Raw genomic sequence first — 17,268 nt, 5'->3', positions numbered from 1 at the left:
TGACAGACAAATTTCACTCAGAAAAACAACATTTTTTTTATCGCTCGGAGGGGGTCAGCTTGCTCCGGTATATCCAATCTGTAAGCATCGATTGAAAATATGCTCTAAGCTCTTCAACGCCAGTGCTTTCAGGCTCTTTTCTGCAGAATTTCTGATAATCGCTAATGTGCCACCAATAACTTTCTTGAGTGCGCTCACTTAATTTCTTAGAATAGCTTCTTGTAGAAATTTTTTTTACATTTGTCATAATTAAATTTTAAATTAATAATATGACAAATTTGATAATTACTGAAAAACTAACTATTGAATAAACAAAAACTGTTGCTAACAGCACCTAATATCACATGGCCGCTTTAAGGTCGTTAAGACAAATGAATAGTAAATTAAACATAAAGGAAAACAACATAAATTAGAGTAGTTAATGGCCACGTACCATAAATGCAACACATTCCCAACAAACAAAAAAAAACTACAAGAACAATAATTATCTAAACACTGAAAAAAATAGAACAGATGAGCCATCACACAAAAAAAACAAGAGAGTGCTTGCCCTTCCTGTTTCTATCGCTTAGCAACCACAGTTGTTTACATAAGCAATGCATATTTTACACATTTGCTTAATGATTAATACCTCGATTTATATTAAAAATATGGTTTGCCCTCGCTGTTTAACAGCAGTAGAACTAACATTGACTAAACTTAAAATCCCATTTTCAAAAGTAAAGCTTGGAGAAGCTGTTATCGAAGCAGAAAATATCGACTATGCCGCGCTTGATAAAGAGCTTAGAGCAATTGGGTTTGAAATTATACAAAATAAAAACCAAAAAATTGTAGAACAAATAAAGACTTTAGTTGTAGATTTAATTCATCACAATAAGGCAGATGATTTAAAAATAAATATCTCGGATTTCCTAAGCAAAAATTTAGGATATCAATATTCATATATTTCAAACATTTTTTCGAAAGAAGAAAGTATAACAATAGAAAAATTCATAATCTTTCAAAAAATTGAAAAAGTTAAAGAATTATTGGATTATAACGAACTGAACTTTTCTGAAATTGCATTTAGCCTTCATTACAGTAGTGCTTCACATTTATCAAAACAGTTTAAAAAAATTACCGGTTTTACATTATCTGAATATAAAAAAACTAAACCAGACGAAAGAAATTCAATCGATAATATGCTGTAAATCTGCATTATACAAACTTATCTCAAAATAATATAAGTAATATCCAAAATTGTATAAGAGATTTATTATTTATTTGTGTAATTTTGAACCATTATAAATAAGAAATGAAAAGAGTCATTAACATATTAGTTTCAATCGTTTTCCTGATAAGTTTTATTGGTATTAATATCAATAAACATTATTCACACGGAAAACTATACAGCACTGCCATTTTTCAAGAAGCAGAAAGTTGTTGTACCAATATGGAACATTGCGAAATGACCAACACTTCTGCATCGAGCAACAATCAACAAGAAGTTGATTGCTCTTGCGAAGATAAAACAGAAACATTTAAAATTTCTAATGTTTTTGTAAAAGTAAAAATTTTACTTCCAACTGAAAAAATAATTGATTTGCATTTTGTTTCCTTATTTCAAACAATAGAAACAACTGCGTTTTTTGCAAATTGCACCAATACAAACCTCCTTCCATTACCGCCTCTTAACAAAACGGATGCTCAATCTGATTTTGGCGTGTTTCTTATTTGATTCCATTTCTTTATTGAGGGAACATCTAAAAATGCAAATTTCTTCGTTGTTTCAAAATTTTAAAATCCTCATTTACAATGGTAAACTGCGGTATTAAAATTTCTTACGCCTTGAAATTAACTATTTTTAGAAGTCCCCTTGAGGTAAACAAATATTTTTTGTTTACTAAAATTGTTTGCACGCACAAAAAAAGTGTGTTCTTCGATATTATTGTGTCAGTTTCACAGGCATCAATAAACAATAAAAAAATAAAGAAATGAAATCCTATTTTATAGTTCATAAATAAGACATAATGTTAAACAAAATAATAAAATTCTTTTTAGAGAATAAGTTAGTTACTATCCTACTTCTCACAGTCTTTTTGGCTTGGGGGATAGTAAACTCGCCTTTTGGTTGGGATACCGGCATTATACCGAGCGTCCCCGTTCCGGTCGATGCAATTCCGGATATTGGCGAAAATCAGCAAATAGTTTACACTGAATGGACAGGTCGTTCGCCTCAGGATATAGAAGATCAAGTTTCTTATCCTTTAACAACGGCTTTATTAGGAATCCCAGGAGTAAAAACTATCAGAAGTAATTCTATCTTTGGAGTTTCGAGCATATATATAATTTTTGATGAAGACATCGAATTTTATTGGAGCAGAAGCCGAATTTTGGAAAAACTTAACTCATTACCAGTTGGGACTTTGCCCGAAGGAGTAATTCCAAGTTTAGGTCCCGATGCAACTGCTCTTGGGCAAGTGTATTGGTACACGCTTGAAGGTAGAGATAAAAACGGGAAACCTGCCGGAAGTTGGGATCCGCAAGAACTACGTTCCATTCAGGATTTTTATGTAAAATATGCTTTAACATCTGCAAAAGGTGTTTCAGAAGTTGCTTCTATTGGCGGATATATCAAAGAATATCAGGTGGATATAGACCCGAATGCAATGAAAGCTCAAGGCGTAACTATTGGTCAGATTATCAATGCCGTAAAAAAATCTAACCTCGATGTTGGAGCACGAACCATAGAATTTAACAAGGTCGAGTATTTAATTCGTGCTTTGGGTTATATAAAATCTTTGGAGGACCTCGAGGAATCGGTGGTTACAGTAAAAAAAAATGTGCCAATTCGCATAAAAGATGTGGCACGCATTAATTTTGGTCCTGCATCTCGCCGAGGTGGTTTAGACAAAGGTGGTGCCGATGCTGTTGGTGGTGTTGTAGTTGCTCGTTATGGAGCCAATCCATTGGAGGTTATCAATAATATTAAAGATAAAATTAAGGAAATTGACAACGGCTTGCCAAGTAAAACCTTAGCAGATGGCACAACATCAAAAGTAACAATTGTTCCGTTTTACGACCGTTCTGGTTTAATTCACGAAACTCTTGGAACACTCGAAGAAGCCCTGTCATTAGAAATTTTAATCAGTATTTTGGTTGTGCTAATTTTAGTTTTCAATCTTCGTGCCTCTTTTCTAATATCAAGTTTGTTGCCAATTGGTGTATTAATGACATTTATTGCAATGCATCAGTTTGGAGTTGATGCAAATATTGTTGCCCTTTCGGGGATTGCCATTGCTATTGGTGTAATGGTTGATGTAGGAGTGGTTTTTACCGAAAACATAATTCGGCATACTGGCTTGCCCAAAAATAAAGGAGCTAAAGGCAAGGATTTAATGAACATAATTTATAATGCAACCATTGAAGTTGCACCGGCGGTTTTAACAGCAATTGCCACAACAGTAATTAGTTTTATGCCTGTGTTTGCAATGGAAGCCGCCGAAGGGAAATTGTTCCGCCCATTGGCTTTTACCAAAACTTTTGTGATGCTTGCAGCACTTGTTATAGGTCTGGTAATTATCCCAACTTTGGCTCACATTATTTTTTCAATCAATGTAAATGGAAAAAAAATCCGTAGATATTTGAATATAGTTTTGGCCATTGCAGGCATTACACTCATTGTTCTTGGTGGTTATTTTTTAGGAATAATGGTAATTCTTTATGCTGGAAACAATTTTTTTGGGTATTTATGGAGCGAGAGCAAAGAAAAATATCTAAATTATATCAATATTGGTTTAGTTCTTTTACTTGTAATAAAATACCTTTCGGCAGAATGGATGCCTCTTGGAGCGCAATTTAGCGAGTTTAGTAATATACTTTTTGTTGCTTTTATGATTGCCTTGATTTTAGCTTTGTTGAGTTCAATTATTTACTTATATCCTCACATTTTAACTTGGGCATTAGCCAATAAATGGAAATTTTTATCTCTTCCAATCTTTGTTGTTTTATTTGGCATAACTGCTTGGCAAGGTTTTGATAAGATGTTTGGTTTTATGCCAAAATTCATAAGCGAAACCCAAATTTGGCAATCGATAGATGAAACATTACCTGGTATCGGAAAAGAATTTATGCCATCGCTCGATGAAGGTTCGTTTTTGCTGATGCCTACCACAATGCCGCATTCGGGTGTTGAGGAAAATATTGATGTAATCCGATTGCTCGATAAAAAAGTGAACAGCATACCAGAAGTTGATAATGTAGTTGGGAAATGGGGACGTGTAAATTCTGCTTTAGACCCTGCGCCAATTTCTATGTTTGAAAATGTTATTAATTACAAATCGGAATATATTTTAGATGAGAGTGGACATCGTATGCGTTTAAAAACTGATGATGGAGCTTTTGTTTTAAAAGATGGAACAAAATATAATCCCAAAGATGGTTTTAAACTAATAAAAAAAGATGATTTAATTCCTGATGAAGAAGGAGAGTATTTCCGGCAATGGCGAGATGAAATTAAGTCGCCAAATGATATTTGGAACAAAATTGTTGCTAATTCAATTATTCCGGGATTAACCTCAGCACCAAAACTACAGCCAATAGAAACACGATTAGTGATGTTGGCAACAGGAATGCGTGCCCCAATGGGGATTAAGGTTTTTGGTCCCGATTTAGAGAGCATCGAAAAAGTAGGTTTGCAAATCGAAACTTTACTAAAAAATGTGAAAGGTGTTTCAAAGATGTCGGTTTTTGCCGATAGGGTTGTGGGAAAACCATATATGGAAATTCATATCAATCGCAATGCCATTGCACGTTATGGATTAACTATTAAGGATTTTCAAGAATATATAAGCTCAGCAGTTGGCGGAATGCCCCTAACATCAACCGTTGAAGGTCGTGAGCGATACCCAATTCGTGTTCGTTACGCACGTGAATTCAGAGATAATCCCGAAGATTTAAAGAAACTATTAATTTCTACTCCATCGGGTGTGCAAATACCATTGGGAGAGTTAGCTACAATCGAATATACTCGTGGTGCTCAACTAATTAAAAGCGAAAATACTTTCCTTGTCGGATATGTAATTTTCGATAAAAAAGATGGTTTTGCCGAAGTTGATGTAGTAGAAAATGCACAGGAATATTTACAGAAAAAAATCGAAACAGGCGAGCTTCTTATTCCGGCAGGAGTTAACTATAAATTCACAGGAAATTACGAAAACCAGATACGAGCAACTAAGCGTTTAATGGTTGTAATTCCTATTGCTTTGTTGGCTATTTTCTTAATTCTGTATTTCCAATTCCGTTCGGTTATGGGTGCAACTCTCATTTTTTCAGGAATTATTGTGGCTTTCTCTGGCGGATTTATAATGCTTTGGTTGTATGGCCAATCGTGGTTTATGAATTTTGCTTTTGGTGATGTGCATCTGCAAAACCTATTTCAGATTGACACTATTAATTTAAGTGTAGCCGTTTGGGTTGGCTTTATTGCTTTGTTTGGTATAGCCACTGACGATGGTGTGTTAATAAGCATATACATTAAACAATTGTTTGATGAAAAAGCACCCAAAACAGTTTCAGAAGTTAAAGCTAAAATCATAGAAGCAGGAAAAAAGCGTGTTCGTCCTGCTATAATGACAACGGCTACAACTCTATTAGCATTATTGCCAGTTCTTACATCAACAGGAAAAGGCTCCGATATTATGGTGCCAATGGCAGTTCCAATTTTTGGCGGAATGGTTATAGCAACACTAACAATTTTTGTTGTCCCAGTGCTTTACAGTATGTGGCAAGAAGGATTGTTAAAGCGTAGTTTAATTAAGGAAAAGGAGGTTGAGAATGAAAAATAAGATAATAATTATAACGATTTTTCTTGCATTAGGTAGTTCGTTGTTTGCGCAAGATGTTCTAAATCAATACTTAGAAACTGCTGCAAAAAACAGTCCTGCACTTAAAGCAAAATTTAATGAATATAATGCAAGTTTGGAGAAGATTCCGCAAGTTGGAGCTTTGCCCGATCCACAGTTAACTTTCGGCTATTTCGTAATGCCCGTTGAGACTAAGAATGGACCACAGCAAGCCAAAGTTACCTTTACACAAATGTTTCCTTGGTTTGGAACTTTAGATAGTAAAGAGGATGTTTTTATAAGTGCAGCAAAATCGAAATACGAAGATTTTGAAGATGCTAAATCTAATCTGTTTTTTAATGTAAAATCAACATACTACGATTTGTATTATATTCAAAAAGGAATAGATATTAGCTTAGAAAATATAGAAATCTTAAACACACTTAAACGTTTGGCACTCATCAGAATAGAGGCAGGAACGGCATCTGGTGTTGATGAATTGCGTGTTGAATTAGAACTAAACGATTTAGAAAATAATTTGGCACTACTTAAAGATAAATTGTTTGTAAATTCTGTAAAGTTCAATAATCTGCTAAATGTTGAAAATAATGCTGATATTCAAATACCAAAAACACTTTGGATAGATGATTTGCAATATTCAAGACAAGCAATAATTGATAGCTTGACGATGAACAATCATCAACTTAAAAGTTTAGAATTTATAAAAGAGAGTTTTGCTCATAACGAGCAACAGAGCAGAAAGCAAGGCTCGCCAAATATTATTTTAGGATTAGATTATGCAGCAATTGGCAATTCGGGAACTTCGCCTGATGCAGGTAAAGATGCCTTAATGGTAAAAGTAGGAATTACAATCCCATTGTATCGTAAAAAATATTCGGCGATGGTTAATGAAATGGTAATTCAACAACAAGTTCTTGAGGATAAAAAACTTAATCAGATTAATGCTTTAGAAACATTATTCGAAAAGATTTACAGCGAATATTCTGATGCAAACCGTAGAACTGTGCTATTCACGAAACAAAGCGAGCTGGCAAAAAGAGCCATCATATTGCTTGAAAATGAATATGCCAATAGCGGAAAAAATTTCGAGGAGATATTACGAATGGATAAAAGTGTTTTGAAATATTCGTTGGAACTCGAAAGGGCAAAAACTGATAAGCAAGCCTCAATTGCATTTATTAATTATTTAATGGGATTATAAAATTTAGAAAAATGAAATCAAATATTTTTAAAATAGGAATAAGAGAAATTGTAATAATAGCGATTACTCTCGTGATTGGAATTAGTCTTGGAAGTTTATTCTTTGGCTCATCGTCAAATGAGAATCACGAAGGACACAATCATTCGGAATCAGAAACTGTTGAGCCAACCACCTGGATTTGCTCAATGCACCCTCAAATAAAACAGGATAAACTGGGCGATTGCCCAATTTGTGGAATGGATTTAATTCCATTGAAAACCGATGATGCAGGCGAAGAAGCAGACCCAAACGAAATACAAATGACAGAAAGTGCAATGAAATTGGCAGAAGTGCAAACATATATTGTTAAAAGTGGAGATTCTGAAAAAGCAGTTCATTTATTAGGAAAAGTAAAACCAGATGAAAGAAATATTGCTACACTTACAGCTCGTTTTGGTGGAAGAATAGAAAAACTATATGTAAATTATACAGGACAAAATGTTAGAAAAGGACAAAAATTAGCCTCTATATATTCGCCCGAATTAAATACAGCCCAACAAGAGCTCTTAGATGCGGCAAAGTATAAAAGAGATAATCCATCTTTTTATAAAGCAACACGTAATAAACTAAAACTTTGGGAACTTACAGATACACAAATAGATGATATCGAGAATAGTGATGAACCAAGTATATATTTCGATATTCTATCGCCAATTTCGGGAACAATTACCCGTAGAAATGTGTCAATAGGCAATTATGTAAAAGAAGGAAGTCCTTTGTTTGAAGTAATTGATTTAAGTAGAATTTGGATTATGTTTGATGCTTACGAAAGCGATTTACCCTGGATAAAAATGGGTAACGAAGTTTCGTTTACACTTCAATCTTTACCAGGTAATTCATACTCTGCAAAAGTTTCGTACATCGACCCATTTATTGATGCAAATACAAGAGTTGCACAGCTTAGGGTGGAAATGAGTAATCCAAATCTGGATTTTAAACCAGAAATGTTTGTTAACGGAATTTTGCAATCGAAAACCGCAAGTAACTCAGAGCAATTACTAATTCCCAAAACTTCTATTTTGTGGACAGGCAAACGTGCCGTTGTGTACGTAAAAGTGGCAAACAGAGAAACTCCATCATTCATTCACAGAGAAATTACCTTGGGACCGGAAACAGGTAGTTTTTATGTAGTTGCCAATGGTTTAAAAGAGGGAGAAGAAATTGCATCAAACGGTGTCTTTAAGATTGATGCATCGGCTCAGTTGCTTGGCAAACAAAGTATGATGAATCCGGAAGACGAAAAAGTTTCTACTGGTCATAATCACGGAGATAATGAAATGAGCAATGAAGAAATGGAAAATAATAAAAAACCTAATGTTTCTATATCTGAAAAAGTTGACGAAAAATTCAAAAATCAACTTGGAACATTTGTAAATGCTTATTTGAAAATGAAAGATGCTTTTGTTGCAACAGATGAGAAAGCTGTTGAGATAGAAGCTGTAAATCTTTTAGCTAATTTAAACAAAGTTGATATGTCGTTGCTAAAAGATGATGCTCATAATCAATGGATGAAGTTATTAAAACCTATAAAAGATAATATTAATAGTATTATTAGTATGGAAGGTATTGAAATGAAACGAAGTCATTTTAGTATAATTTCAAACAAAATTATTGATGCAATTGAGATATTTGGTATTAGTACTAACAATACCTTTTATTTGGAGTATTGCTCAATGGCATTTGACAACAAAGGTGGTTTTTGGATAAGTAAAGAACCGGAAATCAAAAATCCATATTTTGGCGATATAATGCTAAAATGCGGAGAAGTAAAAAAACAGTTCAATAAATAGAAATATGAAAACAATAAAAATTAAGATTGAAAATTTAAAATGTAACGGTTGTGCATCGACAATTACAAAGGCTTTAGTAAAGTTTGAAGAAGTTGCAAATGTGGATATTGATATTGAAAATTCTATTGTTAAAATTAGTTTTGAGGGAGTAGATAAGAATATTGATAAGTACAAAAAGAAATTATCAGTTTTGGGTTATCCCGAAACAGGTAATAATAATACATTTTCTGTTGCAAAATCGTTTGTGAGTTGTGCAATAGGGAGAGTGAGTAAATAAATAATTGTTTAATTTAAAATTTATAAAATGAAAAAATCAATTTTTAGTTTAGGAGTAATGTTCTTCATTGTAGGAACAATGTCTGTTTTTGCTCAAAGCAAAACAGAAGAATTTAAAGTTTCTGGAAATTGCGGGATGTGTGAAACTCGCATTGAAAATGCTGCAAAATCTGTTACAGGAGTTACAACAGCAGATTGGGATAAGAAAACAAAAATGCTTAAAGTTTCTTTTGACAAATCAAAAACAGATAATCATAAAATTCAAAAAGCAGTTGCAAAAGTAGGACACGATACCGATATGCACAAAGCTGAAGATAAAGTATATAATGCATTGCCGGGCTGTTGTCTATATGAGAGAAATAAAGTTGACGATACAAAAAAAGTTAAACACCAACATTAATATTAGTTGCCGGCTTGTTTTTATTGCAAGTCGGCATTTTTTTTTAAATATCGAAATATATCCATTTGACAGTTTCTTAGAAATAATTGTTTACTAAAAGCCTCTTTTGCAAGTTGTTTGGATTTAGTTCAACATGTAGTAAAAAATCAAATTGCAAAGTTTATGATTGTTCCGTATATCTCTTATTTTTGGAAATATACGGAATTTGATTAATAAAAAATAATTTAATAAGATAAAATCAGAGGAAAAAAAACAAAAATACTTTGCGAGCCTACAGAATTCTTATATTTTTGCAAAAGTGTTTTTAATTTAAACTATGAATAGCAAAGTCAATCAATATTAGAACATGAATCAAATAAAACAACTGAAATATACACAAATGTATCAAGCACAAAGTTTATGAAATTGTAAATCCTTTCGATGAGATTGAAATTAAAACTTGAAAATATTATAGAAATATATGGAATTTTCTGTTTATACTAATGTTGTGTGCCATGCTGATAGACAAAATTGCTCCGAATGAACTGAAGATGAAAATTGAAAAATAAAATGAAAAGCCAGCCCACAAATAGCACATTTAGTTTTTTGCTGACACACTGGCAAAACTCAAAAAAATTAAAAGAGCTATTTTTTGCCAACTCTCGTACAAACAATGAAACTGAATTATGACGATTGAACAATATATAAAAAAAATAAGTACAAGACTGAAATCGGGAATTTCCAGAGAACATTCATATCGTGGCGACCTTGAAACCTTGATTAGAGAATTGGTAAAAGGCGTTGAAATAACAAATGAACCTGCAAATGTAACTGACTGCGGAAACCCTGACTATGTGATAACGAAAGGGAAAATTCCAATTGGATATATCGAAGCCAAAGACATAGGAAAAGATTTAAACGGAAAACAATACAAAGAACAATTTGACCGCTATAAAAAAGCACTTGACAACCTGATAATAACAGATTACGTTTGGTTTCAATTCTTCCAAAATGGAGAACTAATACACGAAATAAAAATTGGAGAAATTGATTTTACCAATGGGGCATGCCCCATTGTAAAACCACTTGCTGACAACTTCTCGAAATTTGAAAATCTGATTAAGAATTTTTGCACTCATATTGGGCAAACCATTAAATCAAGCAAGAAACTTGCTGGAATGATGGCTTCAAAAGCTCAATTACTTCAAGATATTCTAGAACGAGCAATTACATCTGATGAAGAAACACAAGAAAATACTTCATTAAGAGAACAATATAAGACTTTCAAAAATATATTAATTCACGATTTAACACCAAAAGCATTTGCAGACATTTACGCACAAACATTGGCTTATGGAATGTTTGCGGCGAGATTGCACGATACAACACTTGACGATTTTGGCCGACAAGAAGCAGCCGAATTAATTCCAAAATCAAATCCGTTTTTGCGTAAACTTTTTGGTTATGTAGCAGGACCCGATATTGACGACAGAATTGTAAGAACCGTTGACAATCTTGCAGAAGTTTTTAGAGCAACAAACGTTGAGCAGCTTTTAAAGAATTTTGGAAAAAGCACTCAAACCAATGACCCTATAATTCATTTTTACGAAACATTTCTTGCCGAATACGACCCCAAATTAAGAAAAGCAAGAGGGGTTTGGTACACACCCGAACCGGTTGTAAATTTTATTGTTCGTGCAGTTGACGACATTTTAAAAACAGAATTTGATTTACCACAAGGACTTGCTGATACAAGCAAGACAAAAATTAAAGTGCCTATTCAGGGCAGTAAAAAATTGCAGGAAAAGGAAGTTCATAAAGTACAAATTCTTGACCCTGCAACTGGAACAGGAACTTTTCTTGCCGAAGTAGTAAAATTCATTTATAGCAAACGATTTAAAGCAATGCAAGGTGCTTGGAGTGGTTATGTAGATGAACATTTAATCCCACGGCTAAACGGCTTTGAACTTTTAATGGCTTCTTACTCAATGGCACATCTTAAATTGGATATGCTTTTACGTGAAACTGGCTACAAAGCCACCAAAAACCAAAGGTTTAATATTTATCTCACCAACTCGCTTGAAGAACACCACCCCGATACAGGAACTTTATTTTCTAATTGGTTAAGTACAGAAGCAAACGAAGCAAACCATATAAAACGTGATACGCCTGTAATGTGTGTGATTGGAAATCCGCCTTATGCTGTAAGTAGTACTAATAAAGGAGAATGGATACAGAGCCTTCTTGATGTTTACAAAAAAAACTTAAATGAGCGTAAAATCAACATTGATGATGATTACATTAAATTTATTCGTTATGGTCAGCATTGTATAGATAGAAATGGTGAAGGTATTTTAGCTTATATATCAAGTAATAGTTTTTTAGATGGAGTTACCCATCGTCAAATGCGAAAAAATTTACTTGAAACCTTCAATGAAATATACATTATTGATTTGCACGGTAATGCAAAGAAAAATGAAGTTGCCAAAGATGGTAGACCAGACCAGAATGTTTTTGATATAATGACTGGTGTATCCATAAATATCTTTGTTAAATCAAAAATGAGCAAGAAACTTGGGAAAGTGCATCATGTTGATGTTTATGGTGAAAGGGATTTCAAATACAATTATTTAATTAATAATGATTTTAAATCCATCTTATGGAGTGAGATTCCATACCAAGAACCATATTTCTTTTTTGTACCAAAAGATTTTTCAAAAGAAAACACATATCAAAAAGGTATTAGTTTAGAAACCCTATTTGAAAATAAGAATACTGGTATTCAAACAAAAAATGATTCATTGACACTCCAGTTTTCAAAAGATAATATTCTTGAATTAGAAAATGATTTTCTTCATTTAGAAATTGATGAATTAAGAAACAAATATGGAGTGAAGGATGGGACTTGGAGATTAGAGAATGCTAAAAATGATTTACTTACTGGGGAATATAATCTTGTAAAGATATTAGTTAAGGCTTTTGATTCTCGATATACTTTACTGAACAGAAAATCAAGTGGTTTTTTAGGTCGACCACGTTATGATACGATGAAGCATATGGTATCAAATAAAAATTTGGCTTTATTGCTAAGTCGTCAGAATAAATCAGGCACAGTTGATAGTTATTTTATAACAACTGGATGTTCTGAAATGAAAAGTGCAGAAAGAACAATTCAGTCATATCATTTTCCATTGTATCTGTATCCTGAACAAAATGGTCAGCAGACCTTAGAGCCGACAAATGAAAGAGTTCCGAACTTTGATTTGAGAATAGTAACACAAATTGCCGACAAGCTTGATTTAACTTTTAGCAATGAAAAGGAATCAACAGAGAATACATATGCTCCAATTGATTTATTAGATTATATCTATGCTGTCTTATACTCACCAACCTACAGGGAGAAATACAAAGAATTTCTAAAAATTGATTTTCCAAGAGTTCCATATCCAAAAAACAAAGATACTTTTTGGCAATTAGTAAAACTTGGTGGAGAGATTAGGCAAATACATTTATTGGAAAGTCCAAAAGTAGAAGAATACATAACAGGCTATCCAATTGATGGCGATAATACACTTACAACAAAAATTGGAAAAAAGGATTGGGAAATAACCGACACCAAGGGGGCATGCCCCCTTGGCAGGATTTGGATAAATGCAGAACAATATTTTGAAAATATACCGCTTACAGCTTGGGAATTTTATATTGGCGGTTATCAGCCAGCCCAAAAATGGCTAAAAGACCGAAAAGGAAGAACACTAAATTTTGATGATATTTTACATTATCAGAAAATTATTGTTGCACTTTCAGAAACGGACAGACTAATGAAAGAAATTGATAGAATTGAAATAGAGTAATATGTTAGAATATTGTAAATATAACCGAGGTTCAGAATGGCATAAATGGGATTTGCACATTCATACTCCAAAAACAAAATTAAGCGATAATTTTGAACAAATAGGAGATGAGAATATTTGGAAAACATTTTGTACAAAAATTGAGAAATCTGATGTTTCAGTTTTTGGTATTACAGATTATTTTTCAGTAGAAAATTATTTTACATTCATTGAAAAGCATAAAGAGTATTTCCCTTTATCGGAAAAGGTGTTCTTTCCAAATGTTGAGTTAAGACTTGAGGTATCAGTAAATAAAAGTGCTGAAGAAGTAAATATTCATATAATTTTCTCAAATTCTGCAACAGTTACAAAAGATAAAATTGAAGAGTTTTTATTGAAATTAGATACAAATATAAAGTTTAATGATGCTGTAATTTCCTGTAAAAACTTAACTACTAAAAGCGATTTTGAAAAAGCAGGAGTTAAACACGATTTTATAAGAAAGAAACTCAAAGAGGTATTTGGTAAAGATGAATGTTATTTAATTATAGCAGCAGCAAATAATGCGGGTCTCCGTCCTGATACGTCATCACCAAGGAAATTAAACGTATCTGATGAAATTGATAAAGTTTGTGATGGTTTCTTTGGGGGCGAACAAAATATAAATTATTACTTAAATGTTGAAAGGTATGAAACGGAGGAGAAAGCTAAACCAAAACCTGTAATTTCGGCTTGTGATGCACATTCATTTAATGACATCGACAATTATTTAGGAAAAAAAGTCGTCAAAAAAAATAAACAAACAAATAAAGATGAAACTATAAAAAATATTACATGGATAAAGGCTGACCCTACATTTGAAGGGTTAAAACAAATAACATATGAGCCTGAGCTTAGGGTTGGTTTTAGCATTGATAATCCTGAAAAAAAATCAAATTATCAAGTTATTGATAAATTGGAAATAAATTATCATGACATTTATAATAAATCCATAGAACTTAATTCCTACCTAAATTCAATTATTGGTGGACGCTCTACAGGTAAATCTATTCTTCTTGCATCCATTGCAAAGAAATTAAAAACTGATGCTCCTATAACATTTGAAGATAAAAAAGGCTATGATAATTATATTGATGAAATATCTGAATTGCTTAAGATAATTTGGAAGGATGGTGTTGAAAATAATGAAAGAGAAATTGAATATTTCCACCAAGGTTATATGTATGATATTGCACGAGATGAATATGAAAAGGATAAGCTTATTCAGAAAATTCTAAAAAATAAAGGAAAAGAAAGAATTCTCTATAACTATGATAAATCAATTTCTGAAAATAGGAAAAAGATTTCAAATTTAGTCAATGATTATTTTCAACTTCATGATGAAATATCTGAAAAAAAGTTGCAAGCAAGCGATAAAGGGGATAAGAAAGGAATAGAAGATGAAATTAAACGATTAAGTACTGAATTAAACAAGCTTACAACAATAAAAATTATTGATGAAGAAAAAAAGAAATATTATTTATTAAAGGATAAAATTGACAAAGCGAATCAGCAAAAAGCAAATTTACAAGAAGACAATAAAATAATTGATTCTTTAATAGAAATAAATCTTTTTAAAGAAAGTATCTCTTATGATATAACCTCTGTTTCTGAAACAAACAAAAATGTTATAGAAACTATTTTCAAAAGTTTAAAAGAAGAATTTACAACAAAATGGAAATCAGAAATAAATCATCAGAAAACATTAATAGGAAAGAACCTTTTACAGATACAATCAGAACTTGAAACAACGTTAAAGGATACTACCTATATTAAAGTATCGAAGGCATTTAATGAATCTGCTCAATTTTCTGAGCTTGATGATAAAATAAGTAAAGAAAAGAAAAAGCTTCATGAAATTACATCAATTCTTTCTGAAATTGAAGAATTAGAAAAGCAGAATGCATCAAATAAAAAAAGCTTGAAGTTAAGTTTTAATGATTTCTTCGTAAAGAGCGAGGAAATAATAAGTAAATTATCAGATTCAGTTGATGACTTAAGAATTAAATCTAAACTTATAGAGCAATCAAATAGATGTTTAAGTTTTTTAAAATCGTCATTAAATCAGAATAGTAAAAACAATCAAATTTATCTTTCTGGGGCTTATGTAATTATGGGAAAACCTTCTCTTTCTGAATTTGTATTTCAAATTTTTGAAGATTTAATTTCCAATAAGTTAAAATTGAAAGGGGAATTTGATAACCGGAAATTTTCAAATAATTTACTTTCAGAAAACTATTATAAAATCAGCTATGATTTAATTTATGATGGCGATAATTTTGAACAAATGTCTGAAGGTAAAAAAGCATTTGTTATTTTAAAATTGTTGCTTGATTTTAGTAATAAAGAATGTCCTATTTTAATAGACCAACCCGAAGATGATTTAGATAACAGAGCAATATATACTGAACTGGCAAAATATCTGCGAAAAATGAAAATAGAAAGACAAATCATTTTAGTAACTCATAATCCAAATATTGTTGTTGGAGCGGATAGTGAATTAGTAATTGTTGCAAATCAGCAAGGTATAAAGAATAAAAACACAGATGAGAATAAAAAATTTCAATATGTAACTGGTAGTATTGAAAATACTCGCATAAAAGACGATGAAATTAAATCAATATTAGATTCACAAGGAATAAGAGAGCATGTGTGTGATATTCTTGAAGGTGGAACAACAGCATTTATTAATAGAGAAAGAAAATATGCAATTAAATAAAGCCATACAAATTGTTAAATAATGATACTATAAATGAATGATTTACAAAAAATACCAAACTTCGTTATTTTCCAAACCAAAAAAGGGAAAGTAAATATTGAGGTCTATTTTCAGAACGATACACTGTGGCTTACACAAAAGTTAATGAGTCAACTGTTCGAAAAAGGAAGAAGTACAATTACCGAGCATCTGAAAAACATATTTACGAGTGGCGAATTAGATGAAAAAGTGGTATGTCGGGATTTCCGACACACCACTCAACACGGTGCTATTGTTGGAAAAACACAGGAAAAGGAAGTTAAATACTATAATTTAAGGGCGGTTACAGCGGTTGGTTATCGAGCAAACTCCGAGCGAGCTCTTGAATTTAGAAAATGGGCTACCGAAATTTTGCACGAATACATCATTAAAGGCTTTGCCATGGACGATGAGCGTTTAAAGCAAATGAAACATTTTGGCAAAGACTACTTCGAGGAAATGTTGGAGCGCATCAGGGAAATACGCTTGAGCAAAAGACGGTTCTATCAGAAAATAACAGATATTTATGCCCTTTCTGCCGATTATAATAAAGACGCATTTATTACAAAAGAGTTTTTGCCACCACACAGAATAAAATGCACTGGGCAATACAAGGAAAAACGGCAGCCGAAATTATTTATACCAAAGCCGATGCCACTAAAATATTCATGGGACTAAAATCGTGGAAAAATGCACCTGATGGGAAAATCCTAAAATCGGATGTGAGTATCGCCAAAAACTATTTAGAAAGTAAGCATCTTGAACAATTGCAAAGAATTGTAACAGCTTATTTAGATTTAGCCGAAAACAGAGCCAGCAGGGGAATTGTAATGAATATGAAAGATTGGGTAGTATTTCTGGATAAATTTCTGGAATTGTCCGATTATCCAATTTTATTAGACAAAGGGAAAGTTTCGGCATTAGAGGCAAAACTTAAGGCAGAGGGCGAATATGACATTTTCAGAATAAAACAGGACAAAAACTATATTTCTGATTTTGATAAAGCCACCTTTAATATTTTAAAAATATAGAAATAAAACTTAAGTTCGCAGAGGGCTCGATAATAGAGGCCGATTGAACATTGGAGCTGCTAAGCCCCTGACAAAGCGTGGTCTGAGCATGTACTGAAAG

Annotated in this window: 10 protein-coding genes and 1 pseudogene; 10 read left to right on the top strand and 1 reads right to left on the bottom strand. The window is 32.4% G+C overall.

The annotated features are described in order from the left end of the window. Positions 1-37: 37 nt before the first annotated feature. Positions 38-247 (bottom strand): hypothetical protein, encoded by a 210-nt coding sequence (locus tag HN894_04580; protein ID MBT7142593.1) that lies wholly within the window; start codon positions 245-247, stop codon positions 38-40. A gap of 349 nt (positions 248-596) precedes the next feature. Between HN894_04580 and HN894_04575 the strand changes: the two genes are divergently transcribed. From HN894_04575 to HN894_04530, 10 genes and pseudogenes are all read left to right on the top strand, one after another. After that, a complete protein-coding gene (locus HN894_04575) occupies positions 597-1,190 on the top strand; it encodes a helix-turn-helix transcriptional regulator (GenBank protein ID MBT7142592.1) in 594 nt (197 codons plus the stop codon). A gap of 104 nt (positions 1,191-1,294) precedes the next feature. Next, positions 1,295-1,717 carry a hypothetical protein gene (locus tag HN894_04570; GenBank protein ID MBT7142591.1) on the top strand — a complete coding sequence of 141 codons (423 nt, stop codon included), beginning with the start codon at positions 1,295-1,297 and terminating at the stop codon, positions 1,715-1,717. A gap of 292 nt (positions 1,718-2,009) precedes the next feature. Next, positions 2,010-5,825, top strand: coding sequence for an efflux RND transporter permease subunit (locus HN894_04565; GenBank protein MBT7142590.1), 3,816 nt, complete (start codon positions 2,010-2,012; stop codon positions 5,823-5,825). Beyond that, the gene (locus HN894_04560; GenBank protein ID MBT7142589.1) at positions 5,815-7,044 is read left to right on the top strand and encodes a TolC family protein; all 1,230 of its coding nucleotides are present in this window, start codon (positions 5,815-5,817) and stop codon (positions 7,042-7,044) included. The genes HN894_04565 and HN894_04560 overlap by 11 nt, the downstream gene beginning before the upstream one ends. Positions 7,045-7,055: 11 nt before the next feature. Further along, positions 7,056-8,873, top strand: a complete 1,818-nt coding sequence (locus HN894_04555) for an efflux RND transporter periplasmic adaptor subunit (protein MBT7142588.1) — start codon at positions 7,056-7,058, stop codon at positions 8,871-8,873. Positions 8,874-8,877: 4 nt separating this feature from the next. Next, positions 8,878-9,150: a heavy-metal-associated domain-containing protein gene (locus HN894_04550; protein ID MBT7142587.1), complete on the top strand. Its 273-nt coding sequence runs from the start codon at positions 8,878-8,880 to the stop codon at positions 9,148-9,150. 27 nt (positions 9,151-9,177) lie between these two features. Then, a complete protein-coding gene (locus HN894_04545) occupies positions 9,178-9,549 on the top strand; it encodes an ATPase (GenBank protein ID MBT7142586.1) in 372 nt (123 codons plus the stop codon). 665 nt (positions 9,550-10,214) lie between these two features. Next, positions 10,215-13,382 carry an N-6 DNA methylase gene (locus HN894_04540; GenBank protein ID MBT7142585.1) on the top strand — a complete coding sequence of 1,056 codons (3,168 nt, stop codon included), beginning with the start codon at positions 10,215-10,217 and terminating at the stop codon, positions 13,380-13,382. 247 nt (positions 13,383-13,629) lie between these two features. Further along, positions 13,630-16,119, top strand: coding sequence for a hypothetical protein (locus HN894_04535; protein ID MBT7142584.1), 2,490 nt, complete (start codon positions 13,630-13,632; stop codon positions 16,117-16,119). 33 nt (positions 16,120-16,152) lie between these two features. Beyond that, positions 16,153-17,168: pseudogene (locus tag HN894_04530) on the top strand (virulence RhuM family protein). The last annotated feature ends 100 nt before the right edge of the window (positions 17,169-17,268 follow it).

It is taken from the genome of Bacteroidota bacterium, from assembly GCA_018692315.1.
Taxonomy (GTDB): Bacteria; Bacteroidota; Bacteroidia; order Bacteroidales; family JABHKC01; genus JABHKC01.
This window is presented reverse-complemented; position numbering and strand designations above follow the sequence as displayed.

Coding starts and splice junctions, on each gene's coding strand:
- HN894_04540 (MBT7142585.1), top strand. CDS start 10,215: ATGACGATTGAACAATATATAAAAAAAATAAGTACAAGACTGAAATCG.
- HN894_04575 (MBT7142592.1), top strand. CDS start 597: ATGCATATTTTACACATTTGCTTAATGATTAATACCTCGATTTATATT.
- HN894_04560 (MBT7142589.1), top strand. CDS start 5,815: ATGAAAAATAAGATAATAATTATAACGATTTTTCTTGCATTAGGTAGT.
- HN894_04555 (MBT7142588.1), top strand. CDS start 7,056: ATGAAATCAAATATTTTTAAAATAGGAATAAGAGAAATTGTAATAATA.
- HN894_04550 (MBT7142587.1), top strand. CDS start 8,878: ATGAAAACAATAAAAATTAAGATTGAAAATTTAAAATGTAACGGTTGT.
- HN894_04580 (MBT7142593.1), bottom strand. CDS start 247: ATGACAAATGTAAAAAAAATTTCTACAAGAAGCTATTCTAAGAAATTA.
- HN894_04565 (MBT7142590.1), top strand. CDS start 2,010: ATGTTAAACAAAATAATAAAATTCTTTTTAGAGAATAAGTTAGTTACT.
- HN894_04570 (MBT7142591.1), top strand. CDS start 1,295: ATGAAAAGAGTCATTAACATATTAGTTTCAATCGTTTTCCTGATAAGT.
- HN894_04545 (MBT7142586.1), top strand. CDS start 9,178: ATGAAAAAATCAATTTTTAGTTTAGGAGTAATGTTCTTCATTGTAGGA.